26 protein-coding genes are annotated in these 25,395 nt (G+C 46.2%); 12 read left to right on the top strand and 14 right to left on the bottom strand.

Features of this window, described 5'->3' with window-relative positions; genetic code table 11:
• Positions 1-10: 10 nt before the first annotated feature.
• The 4 genes from LPB140_RS03945 to clpB form a co-directional block, all read right to left on the bottom strand.
• The gene (locus LPB140_RS03945) at positions 11-1,108 is read right to left on the bottom strand and encodes an SRPBCC family protein (RefSeq protein WP_156874128.1); all 1,098 of its coding nucleotides are present in this window, start codon (positions 1,106-1,108) and stop codon (positions 11-13) included.
• 284 nt (positions 1,109-1,392) lie between these two features.
• Complete coding sequence (locus LPB140_RS03940; protein WP_156874127.1) at positions 1,393-2,124, bottom strand: acyl-CoA desaturase; 732 nt, start codon at positions 2,122-2,124, stop codon at positions 1,393-1,395.
• 393 nt (positions 2,125-2,517) lie between these two features.
• Positions 2,518-3,420, bottom strand: a complete 903-nt coding sequence (locus LPB140_RS03935) for a DUF808 domain-containing protein (protein WP_072558745.1) — start codon at positions 3,418-3,420, stop codon at positions 2,518-2,520.
• A gap of 164 nt (positions 3,421-3,584) precedes the next feature.
• The gene (clpB, locus tag LPB140_RS03930; protein ID WP_072558744.1) at positions 3,585-6,170 is read right to left on the bottom strand and encodes an ATP-dependent chaperone ClpB; all 2,586 of its coding nucleotides are present in this window, start codon (positions 6,168-6,170) and stop codon (positions 3,585-3,587) included.
• A gap of 297 nt (positions 6,171-6,467) precedes the next feature.
• Between clpB and LPB140_RS03925 the strand changes: the two genes are divergently transcribed.
• The 4 genes from LPB140_RS03925 (at position 6,468) to LPB140_RS03910 (ending at position 11,522) form a co-directional block, all read left to right on the top strand.
• Entirely contained in the window at positions 6,468-9,755 is a 3,288-nt protein-coding gene (locus LPB140_RS03925; protein WP_072558743.1) for a M16 family metallopeptidase, read from the top strand.
• 149 nt (positions 9,756-9,904) lie between these two features.
• A complete protein-coding gene (locus LPB140_RS03920; protein ID WP_072558742.1) occupies positions 9,905-10,456 on the top strand; it encodes a TspO/MBR family protein in 552 nt (183 codons plus the stop codon).
• 43 nt (positions 10,457-10,499) lie between these two features.
• On the top strand, positions 10,500-10,838 hold the full coding sequence (locus tag LPB140_RS03915) for an accessory factor UbiK family protein (RefSeq protein WP_072558741.1): 339 nt from the start codon (positions 10,500-10,502) through the stop codon (positions 10,836-10,838).
• 171 nt (positions 10,839-11,009) lie between these two features.
• Positions 11,010-11,522: a type III secretion system chaperone family protein gene (locus tag LPB140_RS03910; RefSeq protein WP_072560297.1), complete on the top strand. Its 513-nt coding sequence runs from the start codon at positions 11,010-11,012 to the stop codon at positions 11,520-11,522.
• Between the two features lie 75 nt (positions 11,523-11,597).
• Here LPB140_RS03910 and LPB140_RS03905 read toward each other — a convergent pair whose 3' ends face one another.
• Both LPB140_RS03905 and LPB140_RS03900 read right to left on the bottom strand, forming a co-directional pair.
• Positions 11,598-12,008: a PaaI family thioesterase gene (locus tag LPB140_RS03905; RefSeq protein ID WP_232223447.1), complete on the bottom strand. Its 411-nt coding sequence runs from the start codon at positions 12,006-12,008 to the stop codon at positions 11,598-11,600.
• On the bottom strand, positions 12,008-12,541 hold the full coding sequence (locus LPB140_RS03900; RefSeq protein ID WP_083549971.1) for a PaaI family thioesterase: 534 nt from the start codon (positions 12,539-12,541) through the stop codon (positions 12,008-12,010). Before LPB140_RS03900 ends, LPB140_RS03905 begins: the two co-directional genes overlap by 1 nt.
• A 208-nt stretch (positions 12,542-12,749) precedes the next feature.
• On the opposite strand from LPB140_RS03900, the gene LPB140_RS03895 reads away from it, so the two are divergent.
• Together LPB140_RS03895 and infC are read left to right on the top strand one after the other, a co-directional pair.
• Positions 12,750-13,229, top strand: coding sequence for a DUF2721 domain-containing protein (locus tag LPB140_RS03895; RefSeq protein ID WP_072560291.1), 480 nt, complete (start codon positions 12,750-12,752; stop codon positions 13,227-13,229).
• Positions 13,230-13,378: 149 nt separating this feature from the next.
• Positions 13,379-13,924, top strand: a complete 546-nt coding sequence (gene infC / locus LPB140_RS03890; RefSeq protein ID WP_072558740.1) for a translation initiation factor IF-3 — start codon at positions 13,379-13,381, stop codon at positions 13,922-13,924.
• 135 nt (positions 13,925-14,059) lie between these two features.
• On the opposite strand, the gene LPB140_RS03885 is transcribed toward infC, so the two are convergent.
• From LPB140_RS03885 to coxB, 8 genes are all read right to left on the bottom strand, one after another.
• The gene (locus LPB140_RS03885) at positions 14,060-14,710 is read right to left on the bottom strand and encodes an SURF1 family protein (protein WP_072558739.1); all 651 of its coding nucleotides are present in this window, start codon (positions 14,708-14,710) and stop codon (positions 14,060-14,062) included.
• A 21-nt stretch (positions 14,711-14,731) separates the two neighbouring features.
• Positions 14,732-15,199 carry a DUF983 domain-containing protein gene (locus LPB140_RS03880; protein WP_072558738.1) on the bottom strand — a complete coding sequence of 156 codons (468 nt, stop codon included), beginning with the start codon at positions 15,197-15,199 and terminating at the stop codon, positions 14,732-14,734.
• A gap of 11 nt (positions 15,200-15,210) precedes the next feature.
• Positions 15,211-16,083, bottom strand: coding sequence for a cytochrome c oxidase subunit 3 (locus LPB140_RS03875; RefSeq protein WP_072558737.1), 873 nt, complete (start codon positions 16,081-16,083; stop codon positions 15,211-15,213).
• A 67-nt stretch (positions 16,084-16,150) separates the two neighbouring features.
• Positions 16,151-16,744 carry a cytochrome c oxidase assembly protein gene (locus tag LPB140_RS03870; RefSeq protein WP_072558736.1) on the bottom strand — a complete coding sequence of 198 codons (594 nt, stop codon included), beginning with the start codon at positions 16,742-16,744 and terminating at the stop codon, positions 16,151-16,153.
• Positions 16,741-16,896 (bottom strand): cytochrome c oxidase system small membrane protein, encoded by a 156-nt coding sequence (locus LPB140_RS12305; RefSeq protein WP_156874125.1) that lies wholly within the window; start codon positions 16,894-16,896, stop codon positions 16,741-16,743. The genes LPB140_RS03870 and LPB140_RS12305 overlap by 4 nt, the downstream gene beginning before the upstream one ends.
• The gene (cyoE, locus tag LPB140_RS03865) at positions 16,893-17,834 is read right to left on the bottom strand and encodes a heme o synthase (protein ID WP_083549965.1); all 942 of its coding nucleotides are present in this window, start codon (positions 17,832-17,834) and stop codon (positions 16,893-16,895) included. Before cyoE ends, LPB140_RS12305 begins: the two co-directional genes overlap by 4 nt.
• Before the next feature lie 155 nt (positions 17,835-17,989).
• Entirely contained in the window at positions 17,990-19,654 is a 1,665-nt protein-coding gene (gene ctaD / locus LPB140_RS03860; protein WP_072558735.1) for a cytochrome c oxidase subunit I, read from the bottom strand.
• Positions 19,655-19,715: 61 nt separating this feature from the next.
• On the bottom strand, positions 19,716-20,852 hold the full coding sequence (gene coxB, locus LPB140_RS03855; RefSeq protein WP_418346539.1) for a cytochrome c oxidase subunit II: 1,137 nt from the start codon (positions 20,850-20,852) through the stop codon (positions 19,716-19,718).
• A 252-nt stretch (positions 20,853-21,104) separates the two neighbouring features.
• Here coxB and pyrE point away from each other — a divergent pair, with 252 nt between their 5' ends.
• From pyrE to LPB140_RS03820, 6 genes are all read left to right on the top strand, one after another.
• Complete coding sequence (gene pyrE / locus LPB140_RS03845; RefSeq protein ID WP_072558733.1) at positions 21,105-21,683, top strand: orotate phosphoribosyltransferase; 579 nt, start codon at positions 21,105-21,107, stop codon at positions 21,681-21,683.
• A 4-nt stretch (positions 21,684-21,687) separates the two neighbouring features.
• Positions 21,688-22,425 (top strand): pyridoxine 5'-phosphate synthase, encoded by a 738-nt coding sequence (locus tag LPB140_RS03840; protein WP_072558732.1) that lies wholly within the window; start codon positions 21,688-21,690, stop codon positions 22,423-22,425.
• Positions 22,425-22,829: a holo-ACP synthase gene (acpS, locus tag LPB140_RS03835; protein ID WP_072558731.1), complete on the top strand. Its 405-nt coding sequence runs from the start codon at positions 22,425-22,427 to the stop codon at positions 22,827-22,829. Before LPB140_RS03840 ends, acpS begins: the two co-directional genes overlap by 1 nt.
• 9 nt (positions 22,830-22,838) lie before the next feature.
• Positions 22,839-23,795, top strand: a complete 957-nt coding sequence (lepB, locus tag LPB140_RS03830) for a signal peptidase I (RefSeq protein ID WP_072558730.1) — start codon at positions 22,839-22,841, stop codon at positions 23,793-23,795.
• A 172-nt stretch (positions 23,796-23,967) separates the two neighbouring features.
• A complete protein-coding gene (locus LPB140_RS03825) occupies positions 23,968-25,059 on the top strand; it encodes an AI-2E family transporter (RefSeq protein WP_072560284.1) in 1,092 nt (363 codons plus the stop codon).
• Positions 25,056-25,331 (top strand): hypothetical protein, encoded by a 276-nt coding sequence (locus LPB140_RS03820; protein WP_072558729.1) that lies wholly within the window; start codon positions 25,056-25,058, stop codon positions 25,329-25,331. Before LPB140_RS03825 ends, LPB140_RS03820 begins: the two co-directional genes overlap by 4 nt.
• Positions 25,332-25,395: the final 64 nt, after the last annotated feature.

The following is a 25,395-nucleotide window of genomic DNA, read 5'->3' as shown; positions in this document are numbered from 1 at the left end:
TAATTTGGAATCACCCCGCCGAATTGCGATATGATGCGGCGGATATAATTTTGGATTTTCGATTTTCAGCTTCATTTTTGATTGACAATAATACACGTTTCATATTTTGACCAATAGCCCAGCTTGCGACGGGTTCCCAATATAATATTGGGTCAATACGTAATATATGCGTGGAGCGAACCGTTAATTTGGTGCGATTATTTGGCATAGATGTTAAGCTGAATTCTGTTTTTCCTGTATCAAAATATCCTGATAAATGCGGCGCATGAACTTTGCGATATGGGCTCATTTCTTCCATAGCAGGGGGTTGTTCCAAAACCTTAAATTCCAATCTTTGTTCAGCCTGCCAAACAGTAATAATTTCACGGGCCATTCCGGTTGAAAAAACACCAATTCGTTCACCGCCCTCTTTTTTTGCTTTCAATTCGCTTTTCAACGGATAGGCCAGACCAGCAGCCCCAACAATTCCGGGTGAGATATTAATTGGTTTATTGCTGGTTAATGCATCCCATACGATATTTGGCGATGCCGATATAATGATTTCCTCACTTGCATTTATTGTTAATTCAGGCGGCATTGCGGCCTCAATAGCAAAAATAAATGGCAACATTGCAATGCTTGACAATGTGCTGCTTCGGCCATTTTTTGCAATGGCAATCCTACGTCCCATAAACCCACCAATAATTGCCATTATCATGGCCAAGGGAGCAATTAATAATATGCAATAAAACCCCTCCAATGCCAACATCAATAAGGCTAAAGTGCCAAGCATGGATGCTGCCAATACATATTTATTGGTTTGACTTTGCGACAAAGCGGCATTGCGATTTGAAATATAGGCCGTGGTCGCCCCGACAATTAACGGTGTTGCGACAAATAAACCCCATCCATATGCGCCAAAAGTTAACGCCGACACCACGACCGACATGACAATGATGGTGCCGCCTGATAAAATGCCTATTAAAATATCTTTTTTATTTTTTTCACCGTTCAAATTTATATCGTCTAAGGCTGCATCATTATTTGATTGAGCGCTTTTAGGAAAGAAAGCGATGATTAAGACGGCCAAAATTTGAATTGTCGGGACAATGGCAAACAAGGCAAACATATGTCCAGCACCAGACCAATTTGCTCGCCGAAATGCATATATCCCCAATAGCCAAGAAATCAGAAGGCAAAATATAAAGGAAAATACGGCGATATACGGTTCACCGCTGGGCATCATTGCGCCTTCGCGGATTGGGAAGAGCCAAAAATCTATATCAAAAGTCAATTTGATATGATGAAAATGGGCTAGCAACATTATAAAAATATAAGGCGAGAATAATAGCATAGATGCTATAAGTGCAAATCTTAATGGTGCTGTCTGGCCCGATAATGCGAAATATTTGATCATGCCAGATGATCCCTTATCTGTTTATTTTTGTTAATAATGCTGGCCTTATTATGCCCTTTTACCTGTATCAATCCGCCTCGATGCGGTAAATTTTCTGGTGTTTGCACATTCCAAAAAACGCCCAAATATTCCATCAATTGAATAAAATCATAACCCCAATCGCTTTGATGCTTATATAAACCAATTTTTGCGGAACCCGGAAAGGCATGATGGTTATTATGCCATGCTTCCCCCATGGTAACAATTGCGGCCCATGGAACATCAAATGCCTGAACTCCAGCACCGCATACAAGATGAGATTGCGGCCCTTTATTATGTGCAAAATATCCGATTAACCAATGCCCATGGTTGGAAATGGCGATCCGTGCAGCCACACCCCATATGACCCAAGCCCATCCTCCGACCAGATAAAATATTATTGCAACAGGCAATTGCTGCCAATGCCAATATTTTTCCAACCATATATAAAATGGATCGCGGCCTATATACCTAAAATTAAATTCAGGTTCTTTTTCCAGTTCCAATTTACAATATATTTGCCACCATGCATCTTTGATTATCGGGCTTTTATGTGCGAAATAGGGATGGCATTTTTTGTGTCGTTGCGCCCAATCGCGCCGGTCATGCGCTCTAATAATCCCCTTGGGGCCTGACATCCCAACCCATGCGCCAAACCAAATTAAAATATATTCGGTCATGGTAGAACATTCAAAGCTATTATGTATCATTTTACGATGATAACCGATGCTATGGCCAAGGAGTAAAGCCAAGGCTGTACAAATTATAAATAATAATAAAGCAGACCAACTAAAAAATATTGGTCCGGCGACAACCCAAATGGATAACATTCCGCCATTCCAGCAAATGCTTGCCCAATCAATTTTCACGGTCCCGTTGAAGGGGTCTCCCAAATTATCACCGCTCGGCCCATAATCGATTAAGAAATTTACTTTATGAGGGTCATTATATGAAGGGTTAGGATATTGTGAGCCCAAATTACGCACAGCCATTGACATAACCCCTTTATTTATTGGGGATATTATTTGCCAATAAAAAGCTTGTGTCAAATAAATATTATGCCCAATGAATGGGCGATATTTTTATTTATGGCAAAGGCGCAATCACCCTGCCTTCTTCCCCTTCGCCGCGCCGTAAATCATGGCAATTACCCCGCCAATGGCAAGGCCGATAATGCCGGAAATAACCGCATCGGCAATCCATGCCGCCGCGCCGTCATGCATCCCCACCCAATTATTGGGGTGCAAACCAACGCCGTGGACAATGATTTGACCGCCCACCCACAGCATGGCCGCCGTGCCGATAAATGCCAACGCGCCCAATAATTTCGGCATAGCAAGAACCATCCCACGTCCAAATTTGGCCACGCCGCCATTTTCCCGCTTTGCAAGGTTCAACCCAATATCATCCATTTTGACGATTAAGCCGACCACACCATAAACCGCGATGGTTATCCCAATCGCCACGATGATAAGGGCCGCCGCCTGCATCCAAATTTGGGGATAATCGCTTGCCACTTCTTTTAAAGAAATCGCCATAATTTCCGCTGACAAAATAAAATCGGTGCGCACTGCGCCCTTTACCATTTCTTCCTCATGCGTTTTGCTGCACACTTCTTCAAATTTTTCTTTCAGCGTCTCATCTTGATGCGGGCTTAATTTATGGATGATTTTTTCCGCGCCCTCAAAACATAAATATGCCCCGCCTATCATCAAAATAGGGGTGATAAGCCAGGGCAGAAACGCGCTTAACATTAAAGCAGCGGGCAGGATGAAGACCAATTTATTGACCAAAGAACCCTTGGCAATGCGCCAAATAATGGGCAATTCACGATCGGGGGTAAATCCGGTCACATATTGCGGGGTTACGGCGGTATCGTCAATCACCACGCCGGCCGCCTTTGTACTGGCCTTACCTGCCGCCAATGAAATATCATCAACCGATGCTGCCGCCACCTTTGCAATGGTGGCAATATCATCCAATAATGCGGCAAGACCTGATGGCATTTATTTATCCTTTGTAAAATTTACCGCATCAATGGCAATTTTTTATGTCATTGTCGAGTAGGCGTTTTCCCATCATTGCCCTTTATTGATTTAACAGGGCAAGCCATAAAATAGGCCGCCATTTATCATTATAAATACCAGCCTATAATTATAGTATGGAATATTTACTTCTTCCCTACCTTTATATTCAATGCGCCGTCACCATCATCAATTTTCAGCGTGCTGCCATCGGGCACATCCCCACGCAGGATTAAATCAGCCAGCGGGTCTTGCAAATATTTTTGCACCGCACGTTTTAATGGCCGCGCCCCATAAACCGGATCATATCCCACACGGCCAAGCCATGATTTTGCCTTATCGCTAAGCTCTATATTGATTTTGCGGTCTTTTAGTAATTTTTGAACCCGCGCCACCTGAATTTCCACAATGGGTTCCATATCCGCCGCGCCAAGGCGGTGGAACAGCACAATTTCATCCAAACGATTAAGAAATTCGGGCCGGAAATGCCCGCGCACAATTTCCATCACCGCCGGTTCGGCCTTTGCCACATCCTCGCCATCTTCCAATGCGGCCAAATGCTGCGAACCAAGGTTGGAGGTAAGGATGATAAGCGTATTGGCAAAATCAACCGTGCGCCCCTGTCCATCGGTTAAACGGCCATCGTCCAACACCTGAAGCAGAATGTTAAACACATCGCCATGCGCCTTTTCCACCTCGTCAAATAAAATAACTTGATATGGACGACGGCGAACCGATTCGGTTAAAACACCGCCCTCTTCATAACCAACATAGCCCGGAGGCGCACCGATAAGCCGCGCCACGCTGTGCTTTTCCATAAATTCGCTCATATCTATACGCAGCATCGCGCTGTCATCATCAAATAAAAATGATGCCAATGCCTTGGTCAGCTCCGTTTTACCTACGCCCGTTGGGCCAAGGAATAGAAAACTGCCAAGCGGACGGTTGGGATCTTGCAACCCCGCACGTGACCGGCGCACCGCCTTTGACACAGCATCCACCGCATCTTTTTGGCCGATAACGCGCTTGCCAATCACCTCTTCCATGGCGAGCAGCTTTTCACGCTCCCCCTCCATCATCCGATCAACGGGGATTCCGGTCCATTTGGACACGACGGAGGCAATATCTTCCGAAGTTACTTCTTCACGTAACATGGCATTTCCGGCCTGTTCGCTGGCCTCTGCCAATTTCTTTTCCAATTGAGGAATTGTACCATATTGCAATTCACCCGCCTTGGCCAAATCACCTGCCCTTTGCGCCTGCTCCAACGCAATACGGGCGGCATCCAATTCCTCTTTCAACTTGGCTTCGGCCGAAATTTTGTCTTTTTCGGCGTGCCAACGCTGGGTCAATTCGCTTGATTGCTGTTCCAAATTGGCCAGTTCATTCTCTAAATTTGCCAATCGGTCTTTGGAAGCGCTATCCTTTTCCTTTTGCAGTGCCTCACGCTCAATTTTTAATTGAATGATACGGCGGTCCAAATTTTCAATTTCTTCGGGTTTAGATTCCACCTCCATACGGATACGGCTTGCCGCCTCGTCCATTAAATCAATGGCTTTATCGGGCAGGAAACGGTCCGAAATATAACGGTTGGATAATGTCGCGGCAGATACCAATGCGCCATCGGTAATGCGCACACCATGGTGCAATTCATATTTTTCTTTTAAGCCGCGCAAGATGGAAATACTATCCTCCACCGTGGGTTCACCAACAAATACCGGTTGGAAACGCCGTTGCAGTGCAGGGTCTTTTTCCACATGTTTTTGATATTCATCCAATGTGGTCGCGCCAATGCAGTGCAGCTCTCCCCGCGCAAGTGCGGGTTTTAACAAATTGGACGCATCCATTGCCCCTTCGCTTTTGCCTGCGCCGATTAAAATATGCATTTCATCAATGAACAGAATGATTTGCCCCTCGGCCTGTTTCACCTCATCCAAAACGCCCTTTAACCGTTCCTCAAATTCGCCGCGATATTTTGCGCCCGCAATTAACGAACCCATGTCAAGCGACATCAGGCTGCGATCCTTCAAACTATCGGGCACATCACCATTGGCAATGCGAAGGGCCAGCCCCTCGGCAATGGCGGTTTTACCAACGCCAGGCTCACCAATAAGCACGGGGTTATTTTTGGTCCGGCGGGCAAGAATTTGGACGGTGCGGCGTATTTCCTCATCGCGGCCAATAACGGGGTCTAATTTACCTTCCCGCGCCACTTCGGTCAAATCACGCGCAAATTTTTTCAATGCATCATAGCGATCTTCTGCGCTTTGCGTGTCGGCGGTGCGCCCGCCGCGAAGGTCGTTTATCGCGCCATTTAATGCCTCTGCGGTTAATCCAGCATCAGCCAGAATACGCCCTGCCTCGCTTGTACGGGACAGGCTGAACGCCAATAAAATACGCTCCACCGTGACATAGCTGTCGCCTGCTTTTTCCGCTGCCTGCTCGGCCAAATCCATTATACGCACCAGATCATTATTTAATCCGGGCGCAGTATCTGCTCCGCCGCCGCTAACCGCCGGAATTTTGGCCAATGCCTTATCCACATCATCATGCGCACGCTGTGCATCGCCGCCGGCCTTGGTCATCAGACCGCTTGCCATGCCCTGATTATCTTCCAATAAAGCCTTTAACATGTGCAGCGGCGTAATGCGCTGATGACTCATTCGTATCGCCACAGTTTGCGCGCTTTGTAAAAATCCCTTTGCGCGGTCGGTATATTTATCCAAATTCATACGCTGCCCTTTTCAACAAATAAAATTGCCGTTCCCTAAATTATATTTAGGCGCTTATAGCCATAATATAATGTTGCATTTTTACCACACAAGCCCTTTGGCCATATTCCATAAAAATTATATTTCACTCAATAAACATGTTGGGAATATTTATGAAAAAACCATGCCATTTGTCGGGCCGCCATGTCGTTTGTCGAAACAAAGGGTCAAAAAATTTGCATCTTTCCAATGGCGCGATACTATTTAATCAATAATAATTGCGCCTGTTTCGGACGCATTCAAAGAGGGATCCCATTTATGAATATTCGTCAACTTAAATTGGCCGCCGCATTGTTAAGTGCAACATCGGTGATGGCTGTGTCGTTCAACCTTCCCGCTATGGCCGCCGCGCCCGCCAAAAAAGCACCTGAATTTAAGGGCGCACCGGTTGCCGATTTGGTGTCCAAAGTGGATATCCCGCATGAGGAATTTACATTGGATAATGGCCTAACCGTTATCGTGCATGAAGATCGCAAAGCCCCCATAGTGGCGGTTTCCATTTGGTATGATGTGGGGTCAAAACATGAACCAAAGGGCAAGACAGGCTATGCCCATTTATTTGAACATATTATGTTCAATGGATCAGAAAATGCCGACGGTGATTTTTTCCAATATTTACAACGCATTGGCGCAACTGATTATAATGGAACCACATGGCTGGACCGTACAAATTATTTCCAAACCGTGCCGACCAGTGCGCTGGATTCCGCATTATTTTTGGAATCGGACCGAATGGGTCATTTGTTAAACGCCATTGATAAGGAAAAATTGGACAATCAAATTGGCGTGGTTTCCAACGAAAAACGCCAAGGTGACAATCAACCCTTTGGCCTTGTCAATTATGAACAGATTAAATTATTATTTCCCGAGGGCCACCCCTATGGACACAGCACCATTGGATCATTGGAGGATTTGGAAGCTGCATCTTTAGACGATATGAAACAATGGTTCACGGATCATTATGGCCCCAATAATGCGATTTTGGTCCTAGCCGGTGATATAAATACAGCCGAGGCAAAAACCGCCGTTCAAAAATGGTTTGGCGATATTCCGCGCGGCAAGAAAGTAGAGCCGGTCAACGCGCCCATCCCCACTTTGGATGCGGATAAGAAAATTGTGATGAAGGATAAAGTGCCCGTTACCCGTATTTCACGCAGCTGGGTTGTGCCGGGCCTTGCCGATCCCGAATTTACGCCCTTGCGCGTTGGCGCGTCGGTATTGGGCGGCCTTTCTTCCTCTCGCTTAGACAATATTTTGGTGCGGGATGAGGAATTGGCCGTGCGCGTTTCGGCCTCTGTCCTGCCGTTCATGCATGGCAGCCTATTTTCCGTCAGCATGGATATTAAAAATGGCGGAGATGCCGATGCCGCGACCAAAAGGCTTGACGAGATTATGGCCGATTATATCGCCAATGGCCCTACCAAGGATGAGGTGCAGCGCGTCGCGGCAAGCGAGGCCGCCGATTATATTAGCGGTTTGGAACAAGTTGGCGGTTTTGGGGGCAAGGCCACTGCATTGGCGCAGGGCAAATTATTTGCCGGCGATTCCAACTATTATAAGGCGGAGTTAAACCGCCTTGCCAATGTTGACCCCGCTTCGGTTGTCGCATCAATGAAAAAATGGCTTTCCCGCCCCATGGCGGAAATAAAGGTTATCCCCGGTGAAAGAGAAGAATATAAAGAAGTAAGCGGCGGCGGCGGTGTTATTGCGCCTGAAAATTTAAGTTCAGGTTTCACCAATAATGAAAATAGCGCCTTTGCCGCACCCAATTATTATATGTCACCTGAAAAAATCAATAATGGAGAAGCGTTAAAAGCATTTGACGGCGATCGCAGCAAATTTCCAGAGGCAGGCCCAACGCCAGAATTGGATTTTCCTGTGGTTGAAAGCGCAACATTAAATAATGGCATTAAATTATTTTTTGCCAAGCGCGATGCCGTGCCGATGGTGCGCGTGGCATTTAGCTTTGATGCCGGACAGGCCGCCGATCCCAAAGATAAATTGGGCATTACATCTATGATGACCAATTTATTGGAAGAAGGCACGACCAGCCTGAATTCGGTTCAAATTGCCGAGGCACAGGAACGTTTGGGAGCCAGCATTGGCGCGGGTGCATCGCTTGACCGCACCACAATTTCGCTGCGCGCGGTAAAGGATAATCTGTCCCCTTCATTGGATTTATTGGCAGATATTATTAAAAATCCTGCCTTTGCAAATAAAGAGATTGAGCGTGTTCGGACACAGCAAATCACCCGTATTGCGGGCGAAGAGACACAACCGCAAGGCACCGCATTTCGCAAATTGCCCGAGCTTATTTTTGCTAAAGACCATCCCTATCACACGCCCTTAACAGGCAGTGGATATACCCAAACGGTTTCGGCGGTTACCCGTGATGATTTGGTCAATTTCCATAAAGCATGGATGCATCCTGAAAAGGCAGAAATTTTCGTCGTCGGCGATACCGATTTAGCCACCATTACCAAGGAGCTTAATCAGCGCTTTGGCAAATGGAAGGGATCGGGCAAGGCTGCCCCTGCCAAAAATTTCAATGTTGAAAACCCCAAAACAATCTCCAAAATCCTGTTAATCGATCGGCCAAATTCGCCGCAATCATTGGTGCTTGGCGCCATGGTTACGGGCAAGAAGGGCAGCGATGATTTGCTGACCTTCCGCGCGGCAAATGAAGTATTTGGCGGATCATTCCTATCGCGCATTAACATGGATTTGCGTGAGACAAAGGGCTGGTCCTATGGTGTGCGGGCGCAAGTTTTCAATGCCGAACATGAAGTGCCCTATTTCATGCTTGCCCCCGTGCAAACCAACCAAACAGGCCCTTCGGTTCAAGCATTGATGGACCAATTAAATGCATATAATGGCGCCAATGGTGTAACGGCGGAGGAATTGGACCGCACGATAAAGGGCAATGTTTTGGAATTGCCGGGCAGCTATGAACAATCAAGCGATGTTTTGGCCCAAATGCAGGCCGACCGACTCGCCAAACGTCCCTTTAATTATGCCGAGACCTTGGCCAATCAATATCGCGGCTTAACCGCAAAGGCGATGAATGATGAAATGCGTTCATTGGTTGACGCTACGAAAATAACATGGATGGTTATTGGCGATGCTGCAAAAGTAAAACCGCAATTGGAACAATTAGGATTGCCAATTGAAATGCAGGAAAATGCTGCTACTCCTGTTGCAGCAAATGCTACAAAATTATTGAATGAGAAAAAGGAGCAAGGAACAATGTCAGCAGTAGATGGCGAATATAATGTCACAATTAAAAGCCCCATGGGCGACCAAAGCGGCGTTTTAACCGTGAACAGCGATGGCGCAACATGGACCGGCAGCATGGCCGGCAGCCTGGGCACAATGGACATTACCGATGGTAAAGTTGACGGCAATATATTGACATGGACAATGAACATGACCGTGCCAATGCCAATGACTTTGGAAGGCACTGCAACCGTTGATGGCGATGCGTTGACCGGCGAAGTAAAAGCGGGCGCATTTGGATCAATGGGCCTTTCAGGCGCGCGCAAATAATTTGCAAAAAATTGTACCCAAAGAATATTTGGGCTGTAAAAAATTTAAACCCCTGATTTTTACAAATCGGGGGTTTTTATTTATGTGCAATAATGTCATTTTATGCCATGAGGATAATATAATTTATTCAAAATAATAAGGTCACCATCATGCGGCAATTGGCATCCCCCCAACAATTAAAAATGTCCCTTTTACGCTGGGCATTATTCATCGTCCCCACCATTTTATTTTTGGGATTTTTATCGGGCGCGGTATCGGGATCAGGGGAAGAAAATAGCTGGTTCCAAATGCTTGAGCGCCCTGCGGCTCAACCTCCTGGCTGGGTCTTTCCCATTGCATGGACAATATTATATGCCATGATTGCCTTTGCCTTTGCGTTAATTTTGAACGCGCGCGGGGCCAAGGGACGCGGCCTTGCCATAATATTATTTTTGATGCAATTGGCGCTTAACCTTGCATGGTCACCTTTATTTTTTGGGGGGCATCAAATTACCTATGCGCTATATTTAATTATCTGTATTTTGGGCTGTGCCATTGCAACCACTTTTGCTTTTGGCAAAATACGCAAATTGGCGGCATGGCTGATGGTGCCATATTTGGCATGGTTAAGCTTTGCGACTTTGTTAAATTATCAAATTGATATGTTAAATCCAGATGCAGAAACACTTTATGCACCGGCGGCCACTTCAATTATTGAATAAGAATGCATATATTAAATTAAGATAGATTAGCTGGAGATGAAAAATGCAAAGCGAGAATAAATTTTTCGAAGATTTTGCCAAAATGATAAATGGCGTGGCGGGCACAGTGGCCGGTGTGGGCAGAGAGGCCGAGAATAATTTTAAAGAAAAAGCCCGTGGATGGTTTAGCGATTTGGACATGGTCAGCCGTGAAGAATTTGACGCGGTTAAGGCAATGGCGCAAAAAGCCCGCGAAAAAAGCGTTATGTTGGAAAAACGTATCGAGGCTTTGGAGAACAGCATCGCCGCTGCATCCGCCGCTCCTGCCGCCAAAAAGGCAGATACTGCAGCAAAAGATGCACCAAAAACTGCGCCAAAGAAAAAGCCCAGCGGCAAAAAATAGAATAGAATTTTAATAGTTTTCCACAAACATCCCACAATATAAAGGGGGCGGAATTTGTAAAATGCTTGATAGTCGGCTTCATTATCGGCATTTGCAATTGTAACTGGACCAATGCACAGCTGCATAAATTTATGTTGGCGGCATGATGGTTCAGTGCAAGGGCAAAAAATTATGCGCTATAATGATGATGAAATGGAAGCATTTGGCCGAGATGAGCTCGCCCCTGTTGAAATGCTAAATGCATTATTTGACGCCCGTGGTTGGGCCCATGAACAAATAAATGATGATGAAATTACCGCAGAGATAAAGGGCAGCTGGTCTGTTTATCAAATGCGCATTGTCTGGCGGGAGGAAGATAATGCCCTGCAAATCATTATTTTCCCTGAATTAAAAGCACCTGCCGATAAATTGCAAAATATCTATACCGCGCTGGGTTTGATAAATGAACAATTATGGATTGGCCATTTCGACCTATGGTCGTCAAATCATACTATTTTATTCCGCAATGGTTCTTTATTACCCCCCAATGGCATGTTGAGCATTGAACAGGCCCAAACCATGATTGACGTTGCAATTGACGAGGTTGAGCGTTTTTACCCCGTTTTCCAATTCATTATTTGGGGTGGAAAGTCACCCGAAGATGCACTGGCCGCCGCCATGGTCGATACACAGGGCGAGGCATAGAGCGCTTATAAAGCGCATATATAAAAGGAATAACAAAGCCGCTTACCCAGCAATGCCGCATGAAATAACTATTTTTTATTTCCCTGCAGCTTCCAACAAATAATGCATTTGCGCGGATGCGACCAATTTATGGCGGTCATCCTGCCATGCCACCGCCTCCACATTTGCCAAGGTGCGGCCAATGCGCGTGATAATACCCACGGCCTGTATCGGCGCCTGAACCCCGCCGCGTAAAAAATCGACCGTCACATTTACCTGCTTAAAAGAAATTTCATCGTCCAGCATATTTAATTTGGTCATAATTGCGGCGATTGCTGCCATTTCCAAAATCGCGCTCATCGCGCCGCCATGCCAATATCCTGGACGCCCCGCCACCTTATCGCTATAGGGCATGGTAATAATAGGCATATTATTTTCTTGGCCCAAAATTTCCACGCCCAATGCCGCGGCATAGGGGGGCAATTGGTCAAACACCTTGTTCATCATCAAAACCCCCCTGGCAAACGGATGAATGTGCCGCTGACATGGGCAAGCGGGCTGTCAATATCGCCATTATGCGCCACCCCGCGCACAAAACCAATGCGGCGGGTCACATGATAACATATGCCCCGGCCAAAAATTTTCGCGCCCTTTGGCGATGGCCGTAAATAATCAACGCGCAGGTCCATTGTAACCTGAGGTCTAAATTCCTGAACCTTGTTCCAAATTGCAATGCTGCACGCATTATCCATCAAACTAATCACCACAGAGGATGCCAAAACGCCATTTTTGGCATCTGCGACCAAATCCTCGCGCCAATTTAATGACAATTCGACCCAATCATCGCCATGCCCCTCAAAACCCATATCCAAAAAACCGCCATGGCCAATTTTACCCAAAAATTTATGAACTGATTTGGGATCAAATTTGGTCGGCTGCTTATTGCTCGGCTGCCCGGTGTTCGTCCTATCCGATATGGCTTTATCCGATGTGGCTTTATCCGATGTGGCTTTATCCGATAGTGATTTATCATTTTCCATGCGGCTTTGTATCGCACATTAAATAAATTGCAAAGATTACAATTTTGTAATTTCACGTGGGACAGATTCACATAAAATATAATGTACGATAATGACCAAATGCTGCGCGCCCATGTTAAAATATTATTCTCTCAATAAAATGATGGATATTCATGACAAAATTCGCCACTAATATAATGATATCCAAATTTATTTGATAGCAATGATTATGTTTGCCAATACAGAATCCATCATCACCCTATTATCCACTGCGTTGACGCCAGCATTTCTGCTTGTCGCATTGGGCAGTTTGCTAAATCTTTATACGGGTCGATTGGCCCGCATTGTGGATAGATCGCGCGATTTACAAAATCGTTTTGATGAAAGCACGGGCATGGAGCATGAATTGGTCGTTTTGGAATTGCGCGACCATGATAAGCGCATACAAATTGTTAATTTATCCATTTTTCATTCGGTGTTAAGCGGCATTGTAGTCAGCATTTTAATCGGCATGTTGTTCATTGGCGGCTTGTTCCAAATTGATTTGGGCACACAAATCGCCATTGCATTTTTAATCGCTATGATTTTCCTGATTGCCTCTTTAATCATGTTTTTACGCGAAGTGCGTTTTGCCATTCGCAATTTACATATTAGGGAGCAATTTTTGCGCCTGCCAGAGGATGAACGTGCGCATAAAAAGGATAGGTAATTTCCACGCAAAACGTTGCATCTACGCCACGCCTAGATAAAATTACGCAAAGGGAGGTGCTTTTCCCTCTTTATCTTGCCGGAATTTATATCTATTTAGCATTTAATCGTGTAACATAAGTCATATTAACAACTAAAGGAGTTCTGACTATCGCAGCCCCAGTACAAAGGCGCGCCCCAACACCCCCACCAAAGGGCGGACCGCGCTATAATAATTTTATTCTTTCCGATAAAGTTCGCGTCATTGACGAAGAAGGGGAGAATTTAGGCGTCCTCTATACCAAAGAAGCAATAGAGCAAGCCGCTGCAGTAGGTCTTGATTTGGTTGAGGTTTCTCCCAATGCAGAACCCCCCGTTTGTAAATTTCTGGATGTTGGCAAATTTAAATTTGAAGCGCAGAAAAAGGCAAATGCTGCGCGTAAAAGCCAAAAGAAACAGGATATTAAAGAAATTAAAATGCGTCCCAATATTGATGACCATGATTATCAGGTGAAACTGAAAAAAATCGTGCAATTCATTGGCGATGGCGACAAGGTGAAAATCACCCTGCGTTTTCGTGGCCGCGAAATGTCGCACCAACAATTGGGCATGGCTTTATTGGAACGTGTGCAGGAAGATATGAAAGAAGCATCAAAGGTAGAGGCCCTACCCCGATTGGAAGGCCGCCAAATGTTGATGGTATTATCCCCGAAATAAGATAATATATACATGCATAAATGAATAAAAGCCGCCTTATTTGATGATAGGGCGGCTTTATTTTTGATATAATCTCATCATCGTATAATGGGTTTAATTTATGGGGCGTAAGATAACAAATTTATCTATCAGTCATCACCCCTTTAATTTTTTTCGCAGCGCCAGAATATAAATTACCGATGCAGCAAAGGCGAAGAAAAACCATTGAATGGCATATAGCAGATGGTCATTAGGCACATCGCCCGATTGCGGCCGCGCAGGCGCTCTTAACCCCGCTTGCGGGCTATCGCTAACCAACATGGGTCGCAATATTTTTTTTCCGCCAAATGCCTTTTGCAAAATATTGCTTTTATCCGGCTCGGTCGTGATAAAGCCGCTGACCACCCCGCCTTTCCAATTTGGATTATCGCGCGGGCGCTCATCAATTCCCAATAATATAATAACCCCTGGCCCTTCTGCACCGGTGCTGCATTCGGCAATATGGCGCACGCCGGCCTTGCCTCCTGCATCTTTGCCCGATCCCGTTTGCCACCCAATGACGGATAGGCAATTTGCGCTGCTCCTGCGGAACATATTTTCATTCTGAACTGGGCCAAGCGGGGGATAGGCAATCGCCGATTTTTGCGCATTGGCATCATATAATGCAATAAGAGCCTTTTTCTCATCCAATCTTTGCAATTGCCAAATGCCCATGCCAATCATGGTCATCACGGCGGCAATAACTATGATCGTGGCGATGATAGGGAAATTGCTTTTCTCGGGTGCTTCCGCACTATTTTCTTGCATCAGCTATTCCTTCGCAAATCATTATTCGGGGCCATTTTCTTTGCCGATATTATCATTTCGGGCATTATCAACGCCCCCATTATCCATGCCGACAATATCATCTCGGCCAGTTTCCTTTGCCTTATTTTGATATTCAAGAGTTAATAACATCCCCTTGGCAAGGCGCAGGGCAAATACCGTTCCAATGATGGTAAGCGGAATCCAAAGCAGCGCATGAACCCATATTGGCGGGTGCGCCGCCCCCTCCAACAACATCGCCAAAATGATTAAAATAGTGCCGATTATCATGGTCAAAAATGCCGCCGGACCATCGCCGACATTAAACCCATCATAATCCAATCCGCAACGCGAACATTTGGGCGCGAATTGAACCGCGTCAATCGACATAGTGCCGACGAACATGCCCGGTTCATTGCATTTTGGGCAAAGACCAAAAAGGGCGGCCCGCAATAATGACGGCCGCCCCTTATATTGTGGCTGTTCAGCCATAAATTTCCAGCTTATCCGTGAATTGGTGCGCCCCATCCACCCCAAATATATACGGTGATGAATAGGAACAACCAAACAACGTCAACAAAGTGCCAATACCATGCCGCCGCTTCGAAACCAAAATGCTGTTTTGGCGTAAAATGCCCCTTATAGGTGCGAACCAAGCACACAATTAAGAAGATTGTGCCGACAATGACGTGGAAACCATGGAAACCAGTTGCCATGAAAAATGCTGAACCATAGTTAAGCTGCGCAAAGGCAAATGGCGCCTCGACATATTCAACAACCTGAAGCGCGCTGAACAAAAGACCCAATAAAATGGTCAGCCAAAGACCCTTTTTCAAACCTTCACGGTCGCCATGGACCAAGCTGTGATGCGCCCATGTAATGGTGGTGCCTGAGCATAGAAGAATTAATGTGTTAAGCAAAGGAAGCTTCATTGCGTCCAATACTTCAACGCCCTTTGGTGGCCATTGCAACAATGCCTCTGCGCCCGCTTGACCGAATAGGGTTTCTGTCGCGCCGTCCACAACCTGAATTGGTGCAGGGAATAAAGAAAAGTCAAACCATGCCCAAAACCAACCGACAAAGAACATTACTTCCGAAGCAATGAACAAAATCATGCCATAGCGCAAATGCAATTGCACCACAGGTGTATGATCGCCGGCATGCGCCTCATTTACGACATCGGCCCACCATGTATAAAAAGTATAAAGCACGGCAATTAAGCCCGCACCAAATACATATTTCCCGCCCGAACCAAAATGTTCGGCGTGGAACATCATGACCATGCCAAAAAACATGATAAGTGCAGCGAATGAACCAAGTATCGGTGTGACACTTGGTGGCAGAATGTGATAATCGTGATTTTTGGCTCCGGCCATTTTTATTCCCCAAAATTTGCGTTATTCTTAAAACGCGAAAATGATGTTTATTACAACCCCTTTAGCGTCACTTTTCCGACTGGTCCACAGGGAAGAAGGTATAGCTTAAGGTTATTTCTTCAATATCTTTGGTATCTGGATCGGTTAAAATTTTTGGATCCACATAATATAAAACGGGCATACGCACTTCCTCGCCCGCTTTCAACGTTTGTTCATTAAAACAAAAACATTGTATCTTATTGAAATATTTACCTGCTTGTGTGGGCGTCACATTAAATGTCGCAATTCCTGTTACCGGACGAGCCGCCAAATTTTTTGCGGTAAATATCGCCATATCTTTTTGCCCGATGACGGTTTGTTCCACCGGATTTTCAGGTTTAAACTCCCATGGTAGGTCAGAACGTTGATTCGCATCAAAACGGACATAAATTTTCTTGCCCGACGCCTTCACTATCGCGGCCTTTGCCTCATCAACGCGCATAGTCGTGCCGCCAAAACCCGTTACCTGACAAAAAATTTGATATAAGGGAACAGCGGCAAAGCCAACCCCCACCATTGAAATGGCAATTGCACCTGCCATCAGCGCCGTTTTTACATTATTGTTTGGCCGCGCTGGCGAAGATTGTGGGTTATGTTTAGGAGGATTGCCTTGGTCGCTCATGATAATAATCCTATTTTCACAATGGTTCCGGCAAAACATAATAATGCAAGGGCCAACAACACATATCCCATAATGGATGCGCGGCTTTCCTGTCTCGCCTTAATAATCTTGCTTTCTTCAACCGAAAGCCTGTCTTTACGTTCTTCGATCATAAAATCTGCCTATCCAAAGCCATTAACGCAAAAAGAGCGAATAAATATAAAATTGAAAATGCAAACATTTGCTTTTCCGGCTTCATGCCTTCGACATTTATGGCATCATTGCGCCAAATTTGCACCGCTAAAAACAAAAATATTGCCGATAAAATTATCGATGCCGCACCATAAATATAGGAAGTATAGCCAAGCGCCCATGGCGCGATGACAAAGGGGGTCAGGATAATTGAATAAAGCAAAATTTGATTTCGCGTGGTTTTTTGCCCCGCCACCACGGGCAACATGGGGATACCGGCCTTTGCATAGTCGGTTTTCATAAACAAGGCGAGCGCCCAAAAATGTGGCGGCGTCCATAAAAATATGATGAGGAACATTAAAATTGGCAGCATGCTAATATCACCCGTCACCGCCGCCCACCCAATAACAGGCGGAAATGCACCAGCTGCACCGCCAATAACAATATTTTGCGGCGTGGAGCGTTTTAACCAAATAGTATAAACCACTGCATAAAAGAAAATAGAAAAGGCCAAAATACCCGCTGATATCCAATTAACAAATACCGCCATGATACCGACCGAAAATGCGCCCAATATCACACCAAAATATAATGCATTTTCCCTTTCCATGCGCCCATCGGGCAAGGGGCGTTTTGAGGTGCGGTCCATTTTCGCATCGACATCCGCCTCATACCATTGGTTTAATGCGCCCGACGCCCCCGCGCCAACGGCAATGCATAAAATCGCGATAAAAGCCATCACCGGATGAATATATCCCGGCGCGGCCAATAATCCACACAACGCGGTAAAGACGACAAGGCTCATCACGCGCGGCTTGGTCAATGCCAAAAAATCCCGCCATTCCGCAGGCAAAGCAACATTATTATCGCCCAATATTGGCTCTGCTGCTTTTAAATTATCGCCGGGCAATTTTGCCATATGCTTTTTATTCAACCTCTAATTTATGACCGTAATTCTTAACATTAAAACGAATAAATATCGGTCATTTTGGTAAAAGGGGGGCCTGTATGCCAAGCCCCCCTTAATAAATATATCATCCAATTTGATGGAGCATTTCGCTCCGCCAAAGCTGCTTATTTAATAACAGGCAATGTTTCAAATTGGTGGAATGGTGGCGGGCTGGACAATGTCCATTCCAATGTGGTTGCACCTTCACCCCAATAATTACCCTCTGCCTTGCGACCAGCCAATAATGACCAGAACACATTGATGAAGAAGATAATCATGCCAACACCCATAATCGCATAACCATAGCTGGCAATTTCATTCCAATATGCATGCGCATCGGTATAGTCAGGATAACGGCGTGGCATTGAGCTGTTACCCAAGAAGTGCATGGGGAAGAACAGCACATTCACGCCGATGAAGAATACCCAAAAGTGCAGATGACCCAAAAATTCGTTCAAATGACGCCCGCTCATTTTTGCGAACCAATAATAAAATCCTGCAAAGAGAGAGAATACCGCGCCAAGCGAGAGCACATAGTGGAAGTGGGCCACAACATAATAGGTATCATGCATATTATCATCTACGCCGCCATTGGCCAAGACCACACCGGTCACGCCGCCAACGGTGAACATGAAGATAAATCCAATTGCCCACACCATGGGAGTTTTGAAAGTGATAGAGCCGCCCCACATGGTGGCAATCCAGCTAAAAATCTTAATCCCTGTGGGAACCGCAATAACCATGGTGGCAGCGGTGAAATACATTTTTGTATTCACACTCATCCCCGTGGTGAACATGTGGTGCGCCCACACAACAAAACCAACCACACCAATGGCGACCATGGCATAGGCCATGCCCAAATAACCAAATATTGGTTTACGGCTGAACGTTGAAATAATGTGACTGATAATACCAAATCCTGGCAAAATCATAATATAAACTTCGGGGTGACCAAAGAACCAGAATAAATGCTGGTAAAGAACAGGGTCACCGCCGCCAGAAGCATCAAAAAATGCCGCGCCAAAATTACGATCGGCAAGCAACATGGTAATCGCCGCTGCCAATACTGGCAAAGCAAGCAATAGCAAAAATGCAGTTACCAAAACCGACCATACAAATAATGGCATTTTATGAAGGGTCATGCCCGGCGCACGCATGTTGAAAATGGTGGTGATAAAGTTCACCGCACCTAAAATGGAGGCAGCACCCGCCAAGTGAAGCGAGAAAATTGCCATATCAACCGCAGGACCAACCGAGCCAGAAGTTGAAAGCGGCGCATATACCGTCCAACCTGTGCCGGCGCCAAGCCCCGTTCCGCCAGGAACAAAGGTCGAGCCAAGCAACATGATAAACGCCACAGCCGTCAACCAAAAGCTAACATTATTCATGCGGGGAAACGCCATGTCCGGCGCACCGATCATCAAAGGAACAAACCAGTTACCAAATCCGCCGATAATCGCGGGCATCACCATGAAAAACACCATGATAAGGCCATGCGCGGTAATCAACACATTCCACATGTGCAATGCCTGATCCATGCTGGCTTCACTGCCCTGCATCATCGATGCCCAACCGGTTAGATATTGAATTCCAGGATGCGCCAATTCAAGACGCATTAAACCAGAAATACCGCCGCCGATAATCCCTGCGCAAATCGCAAAAATTAGATAAAGCGTGCCAATATCCTTATGATTGGTGGACAAAAACCAACGGGCAAAAAATGCTGGCTTATGATCAGCATCATGGCCGTGATCGTGGGCATCTGCCGGATTTGCTGCTATTGTTGTCATTATAATTGAACCTTTAATCTATTCAAATTTACTTCAAATATTCTTTTTCACTAAGCGAATATTATTTTGCTGCCGGCGCGGCGGCTGCATCTGCGGCAGGGGCTTCGGCAGCCTTTGCCGCTTCTGCCTTTGCTGCATCCGCCTTGGCCTTTGCCGCAGCAGCCTTAGCCGCCGCTTCTTCAGCCGCTTTTTTCGCCTTAATTTCTGCTGGCATCATGCCGCCATTGGCCTTTACCCATGCGGCGAATTTTTCAGGGGGCAATGCCTCCACCACAATAGGCATAAATCCATGACGCGCACCGCAAAGTTCAGAACATTGACCGAAATACACACCAGGCTTTGTAATCGTTACCGCCTTTTCATTCAAACGGCCAGGAACAGCATCAAGTTTAAACCAAATGGCAGGAACAGCAAAGCTATGAATTACATCGGCCGCCGTTGTTTGAATGCGAAGTGGCACGCCCGCAGGCACAACCATGCGATTATCCACCGCCAATAGACGAGGGCCATCTCGGTCGGTACGGAAACGCTCACCAGCCGCAACCTCATTTTTTTCTTTCAACATATTTGAAACAACTTCAAAATCGCCATGATCAGGATAGGAATAACCCCAATACCATTGATATCCAGTTACTTTAATCGTCACCGCATCCGCAGGCGCTGGCTTAAATTGTTTTGCAAGCAAATCCAATGAAGGAACAGCAATAGCAAGCAGGATAACAACAGGAATGATAGTCCACACCACCTCAATCAAGCTATTATGCGTTGTTTTTGATGGCTCAACACCCTCTTTCTTACGGAAACGAATCATCACATAGAAAAGTAAGAACAACACGAACAAGCTGATCGCGACGATAAGCGGCAATAATATCTTATTATTGATATTTTTCGCATAGACACCGGTCGGGCTAAATTGCTCTTGGAAATCAATCTCTTTGTTCACAGGCATACCAATGCCAGGGGTAGGCGCCATGGGCGTATAGCCTGGCAAAGAACCATCCTTAGACGCTGCCGCCTTTGGCGCCTGAGCGCCATCTTCAGCGGGCGCTGTCGCTGCATCTGGTGCGGCTGGCGGGGTGATTGCAGCCTCAACAGGCTTTGCAACTGCAGGCGCTGCTGCAAGTGATTCAACCGCATTTGCCGCCATTGGCGTTGCTGCTAAAGACAGAAGAATTACAATTTTCTTCATTAAATTCATAAATTTAACCCTGTGTTTATCGGCCCATTTGGATATTTTAGACCCGATTTTATCAAAATGACTATGCCATATAATTGCCGCTGTATAAACATGCTTGTCAAAAGGCTCAAGCCATTCATTGCATTTTTTATTGTGTCTTTAGGACAGGATGGCGATTTTTTTATAAATAGATTATTTGCCTGCGCTTGCATATCGGATAATAAACGCTACATCGCAGGCTTAATATAGTTTAACAATAAAGTGAGTTCTCCCTTGACCGAAGAAGATATTTTGTCCGAATTTCGCGCCGCTGATGCGTTATTAGAGGGGCATTTCATGCTATCCTCTGGCCGCCATAGCGCCCATTACCTGCAATGCGCGCGCGTTTTGATGAGCCCGGAGCGTGCGGCAAAATTGGCATTGGCATTGGTACAAAAAATGCCAAGAGAGCTGCGCCAGCAAATTGACATGGTTGTGTCCCCCGCAATGGGCGGGTTGATTATTGGCCATGAAGTGGGCCGCGCGTTAAATAAAGACGCCATATTTTTGGAACGCCCCGATGGCATATTCCATTTGCGCCGTGGTTTCCAGATTGAGCAAGGACAAAAAATATTGATGGTCGAAGATGTCGTGACCACCGGTCTTTCTTCACGTGAAGCGATTGAAGCGGTGAAAAACGCAGGCGGCGATGTGTTGGCAGAGGTCGCACTGGTCGATCGTTCGGCGGGCAGTGTTGATTTGGGCGTGCCCTTTTATTCTTTACTGGAAATGAATTTTCCATCCTATAATGATGATGAAATTCCGCCAGAATTGGCCGCTGTTGAGCTGACCAAACCAGGAAGCAGGAAATAGCCCTATGGATAAATTGCGGCTTGGCGTTAATATTGACCATGTTGCGACCATTCGCAACGCGCGCGGGGGCGAACATCCCGACCCCGTCCGCGCCGCAATGATTGTTGCCCAATGTGGCGGCGATGGCATTACCGCCCATTTGCGCGAAGACCGCAGGCATATTCGTGATGCGGATATAAAACGCATTATGGATAGCACCAATTTACCATTAAATTTGGAAATGGCCGCGACCGAAGAAATGCTGAAAATCGCATTGTTTCACAAACCACATGCTGCCTGCATCGTGCCGGAAAAGCGTGAAGAACGCACCACAGAGGGCGGATTGGATGCCGCAGGCGGACATAATCATCTGCGCCCCATTATTGGCAAATTATTAGATGCAGGGATAAGGGTCAGCCTGTTCATTGAGCCAGAGGCACGCCAAATAGAGGCCGCCATGCATATGAATGTACCGGTGGTGGAATTTCACACCGGAAAATATTGCGAGCTGGAGGGCGAAGCCCGCGCACAGGAGCTTCGCCGAATAGCTGAGGCCGCCGCATTGGCCCGCAAAAATGGCATTGAGCCACATGCCGGCCATGGATTAACATTTGATAATGTCGGGCCGATTGCCGCCATTCCGCAACTGGCCGAATTAAATATTGGTCATTATTTGGTGGGCGAGGCAATTTTCATTGGATTTGAAAATGCGATTTTGGAAATGCGCGCCCGAATGGATGCGGCGCGCGGGGACATTATATAATGATTATCGGCATGGGATCGGATCTATGCAATATTGATAGAATTGAAAATTCGCTCAAAAAATATGGCGCAAGATTTGAAAATCGGGTTTTTACCCAATTGGAATTGGCCAAGGCCGCGAAAAGACCGATGACCAAAGCTGCAACCTTGGCCAAAAGATTCGCCGCAAAGGAGGCATTTTCCAAGGCTGTTGGCACGGGATTTCGCAATAATGTTTTTATGCGGGACATTGGCGTGGTCAACCTGCCCTCTGGTGCGCCCACTTTGGCTTTGACCGGCGGGGCAAAGTCGCGGCTCGACATGATGATTGCAGAAGGATATGAGGCATTTATCCATTTGACTTTGACAGATGACCTGCCATGGGCGCAGGCATTTGTGATTATTGAAGCCCGCCAGAAATTATGAAATATCCCTATGAATAATGAAAATGACCAAAATGCCGCAGCATATAAAAATGACCCTGCACCTGTAAACAACCCGCAAAAGGCAGGGTGGCTGCACAATTTTTGGAATGAGTTTAAGGGATTTTGCTGGTTAATTTTGGCCGTGCTTTTATTCCACAGCTTTATTGCAAAACCATTTTATATCCCCTCCCCCTCTATGGTTCCCAATTTATTGGTGGGCGATCGTTTATTGGTTAGCAAATATCCCTATGGGTGGAGCTATGTCTCGCCAACCATCCCCAATCCGGTCGCCATATTTAAATGGTTGGTTTTGCGTCAAGATGTGGAACATCTGGCCTATACTCTGCCCTTTCAAAAGGGACGCATTTGGGGCAAAATGCCCAAAGCGGGCGATATTATTATCTTAACCTCCCCCTATGCAAAGACCGATTATATTAAACGTGCCATTGGCATGCCTGGCCAAAGCATTGAATTGCGCGGCGGCCAACCCTTTATCGACGGCGTCGCGGTGAAACAAGAGGTGCAGCCCAATTTGGACTTGCCCATTGATGCGCATAATCAATGCGATGAGAGTGAATTTCCCGGCGCATTGGTGCAAGAGGCCGATGGCATGCATTGTTATGTCAGCATCATTCGTGAAACATTGCCCAATGGGGCGAGTTATGATGTAATTGACGCGCGCAGAAACAGCTCCAATGACAATTTTGGCCCCTATTTAATTCCCGATGGCCATATATTTGTGATGGGTGATAATCGGGATAATAGCGCGGATAGCCGCGTCCTGCCACCGCGCGGATTGGGCGGTGCCATTCCCATTGAAAATATTGGTGGCCGCGCCGAAATTATCACTTTTTCGGTCGATGGCAGCACAAAATGGAACCCATCCACATGGTTTAAATCATTACGGTCGGGCCGCGCAGGCACCAATTTACGCCCCGCACAGGCCACCGAAAAAAATAGCCAATAAAAAATAGCCCATAAAAAATAGCCGCCCAGACACTATATAATTATAAAATATGATATTATTTGATAGCCCGTCTGAATAGGTATATTCAAGCATGATGATTTAAGGGAAGTGAAGCAAAATGAGCAAGATTAAAGCGCCCGATAAGCTTAAGCCCGAAGAACAAAAAAGCCTGATGGAATTGGCCGAGGCGGTTGGACCAACCGAATTTTACGACCCCGTGGTGCGTAAGGAATTAAAACGTGCCGCCGTGTGGATTGGCATGATTACGCTGACCTGCGGGGTTATTTTTCTGGCACAGCCCATATTATTGATTATCGGCGCATTGGTGTTGGCCGCGATGATGGATGGCGGCGCGCGATTATTGGGCCGAATTTTACCCATTGGCCGTGGTTGGCGATTGGCCATCATCATTCTATCATCCTTCGCCGCATTGGCATGGCTTATCAGCTTTGCCGGCAGCGAGCTGGCCGCACAGGCAAGCCAATTGCAAATTGTGTTACAAGAGCAAATTAAACTTATTGGTTTAGAGGCGGAAACACGCGGTTTTACCGTGACTGCTGCCGATATTAACGAGCTGGGCGATAATGTTCTGGCCAGCATTGGCCGCGTGACAGAGGCGGTAACATCTGCCGTCGGGGTGATTGCAGGTTTGGCGATGATGTTTGTTTTGGCGATATTCATTGCCGCCGAGCCGCGCATTTACGAACGCGGCCTTGCATGGATGCTTCCCCTGTCCGAACGTGAACAATTTTACGGCACAATGGACGAAATTGGATTTACATTGCGCCGTTTAATGGCGGGCCGTTTAATCGGCATGTTTGTTGAGGGTGTGGGCACATGGTTATTATTGATGGCTGGCGGCGTTCCCATGGCGGCTTTATTGGGCATATTAACCGGATTATTGGCATTTTTGCCCAATATTGGGGCGATTGTGTCGGGCGTGTTGATTACCTTGGTTGGCTTTTCCGCCGGTTGGGAAACGGGATTATTCGCCATTGGCGTGTATATTTTTGTGCAAACTGTTGATGGATATTTAATCGTTCCCATGATTGCGAAAAAGGCAGTTGACCTTGCCCCTGCATTGGTTTTGGGTGCGCAAATTATTATGGGCGCATTATTTGGCATATTGGGCCTTGCCCTTGCCGATCCTATTATTGCGATGATTAAAGTATCGTTGGAACGTCATTCAGAGCGAATCGAACGCAGGCAGGAAGAATTGATGAAAGAGGCAGCTGAAAAAATGATGCCAAATGACGCCCCATGACATTTGCCCAAATCATCATATTTTTATGCGGTATCAGTAATTTTTGGGCGCATAAGGCCGTCATGGAAACTGACCATCCCTTTGTCCGCGATAGCAAGGAATATTTCGGCAAATATATGGGCAAATGGGGTAGTTTGTCGATTGAGTTTATGCTGCTGCTTGCCGCCTTTATCGGGGCTGCATATTTTGGCATATATGCCATTATCATTTATGTAATTTATAGCGGTTTTAATTTAATCTCCGCTTGGGTGCTGCTTACTGGCCGCATATAGAATTTATCCATTTCATTCATAGTCCATTCGTCCGATACAATAATATTCTGGTCGAAACCGACTT

The organism is Sphingorhabdus lutea, from assembly GCF_001889025.1.
Classification (GTDB): Bacteria; Pseudomonadota; Alphaproteobacteria; order Sphingomonadales; family Sphingomonadaceae; genus Sphingorhabdus_B; species Sphingorhabdus_B lutea.
The sequence above is the reverse complement of the archived record's forward strand: the minus strand, read 5'-3'. Positions and strand labels throughout refer to the sequence as shown.

Excerpts from the sequence above, each read along its gene's own strand:
- LPB140_RS03880 (WP_072558738.1), bottom strand. The coding sequence starts at position 15,199 with ATGGCTGAACAGCCACAATATAAGGGGCGGCCGTCATTATTGCGGGCC.
- LPB140_RS03925 (WP_072558743.1), top strand. The coding sequence starts at position 6,468 with ATGAATATTCGTCAACTTAAATTGGCCGCCGCATTGTTAAGTGCAACA.
- LPB140_RS03945 (WP_156874128.1), bottom strand. The coding sequence starts at position 1,108 with ATGTTTGCCTTGTTTGCCATTGTCCCGACAATTCAAATTTTGGCCGTC.
- LPB140_RS03825 (WP_072560284.1), top strand. The coding sequence starts at position 23,968 with ATGGAATTGGCCGAGGCGGTTGGACCAACCGAATTTTACGACCCCGTG.
- LPB140_RS03900 (WP_083549971.1), bottom strand. The coding sequence starts at position 12,541 with ATGGAAAATGATAAATCACTATCGGATAAAGCCACATCGGATAAAGCC.
- LPB140_RS12305 (WP_156874125.1), bottom strand. The coding sequence starts at position 16,896 with ATGATCGAAGAACGTAAAGACAGGCTTTCGGTTGAAGAAAGCAAGATT.
- clpB (WP_072558744.1), bottom strand. The coding sequence starts at position 6,170 with ATGAATTTGGATAAATATACCGACCGCGCAAAGGGATTTTTACAAAGC.
- LPB140_RS03895 (WP_072560291.1), top strand. The coding sequence starts at position 12,750 with ATGTTTGCCAATACAGAATCCATCATCACCCTATTATCCACTGCGTTG.
- acpS (WP_072558731.1), top strand. The coding sequence starts at position 22,425 with ATGATTATCGGCATGGGATCGGATCTATGCAATATTGATAGAATTGAA.
- LPB140_RS03875 (WP_072558737.1), bottom strand. The coding sequence starts at position 16,083 with ATGGCCGGAGCCAAAAATCACGATTATCACATTCTGCCACCAAGTGTC.
- LPB140_RS03820 (WP_072558729.1), top strand. The coding sequence starts at position 25,056 with ATGACATTTGCCCAAATCATCATATTTTTATGCGGTATCAGTAATTTT.
- LPB140_RS03935 (WP_072558745.1), bottom strand. The coding sequence starts at position 3,420 with ATGCCATCAGGTCTTGCCGCATTATTGGATGATATTGCCACCATTGCA.
- LPB140_RS03940 (WP_156874127.1), bottom strand. The coding sequence starts at position 2,124 with ATGATACATAATAGCTTTGAATGTTCTACCATGACCGAATATATTTTA.
- coxB (WP_418346539.1), bottom strand. The coding sequence starts at position 20,852 with ATGAATTTAATGAAGAAAATTGTAATTCTTCTGTCTTTAGCAGCAACG.
- cyoE (WP_083549965.1), bottom strand. The coding sequence starts at position 17,834 with ATGGCAAAATTGCCCGGCGATAATTTAAAAGCAGCAGAGCCAATATTG.
- LPB140_RS03920 (WP_072558742.1), top strand. The coding sequence starts at position 9,905 with ATGCGGCAATTGGCATCCCCCCAACAATTAAAAATGTCCCTTTTACGC.
- LPB140_RS03840 (WP_072558732.1), top strand. The coding sequence starts at position 21,688 with ATGGATAAATTGCGGCTTGGCGTTAATATTGACCATGTTGCGACCATT.
- LPB140_RS03910 (WP_072560297.1), top strand. The coding sequence starts at position 11,010 with ATGCGCTATAATGATGATGAAATGGAAGCATTTGGCCGAGATGAGCTC.
- LPB140_RS03905 (WP_232223447.1), bottom strand. The coding sequence starts at position 12,008 with ATGATGAACAAGGTGTTTGACCAATTGCCCCCCTATGCCGCGGCATTG.
- lepB (WP_072558730.1), top strand. The coding sequence starts at position 22,839 with ATGAATAATGAAAATGACCAAAATGCCGCAGCATATAAAAATGACCCT.
- LPB140_RS03885 (WP_072558739.1), bottom strand. The coding sequence starts at position 14,710 with ATGCAAGAAAATAGTGCGGAAGCACCCGAGAAAAGCAATTTCCCTATC.
- LPB140_RS03915 (WP_072558741.1), top strand. The coding sequence starts at position 10,500 with ATGCAAAGCGAGAATAAATTTTTCGAAGATTTTGCCAAAATGATAAAT.
- ctaD (WP_072558735.1), bottom strand. The coding sequence starts at position 19,654 with ATGACAACAATAGCAGCAAATCCGGCAGATGCCCACGATCACGGCCAT.
- LPB140_RS03870 (WP_072558736.1), bottom strand. The coding sequence starts at position 16,744 with ATGAGCGACCAAGGCAATCCTCCTAAACATAACCCACAATCTTCGCCA.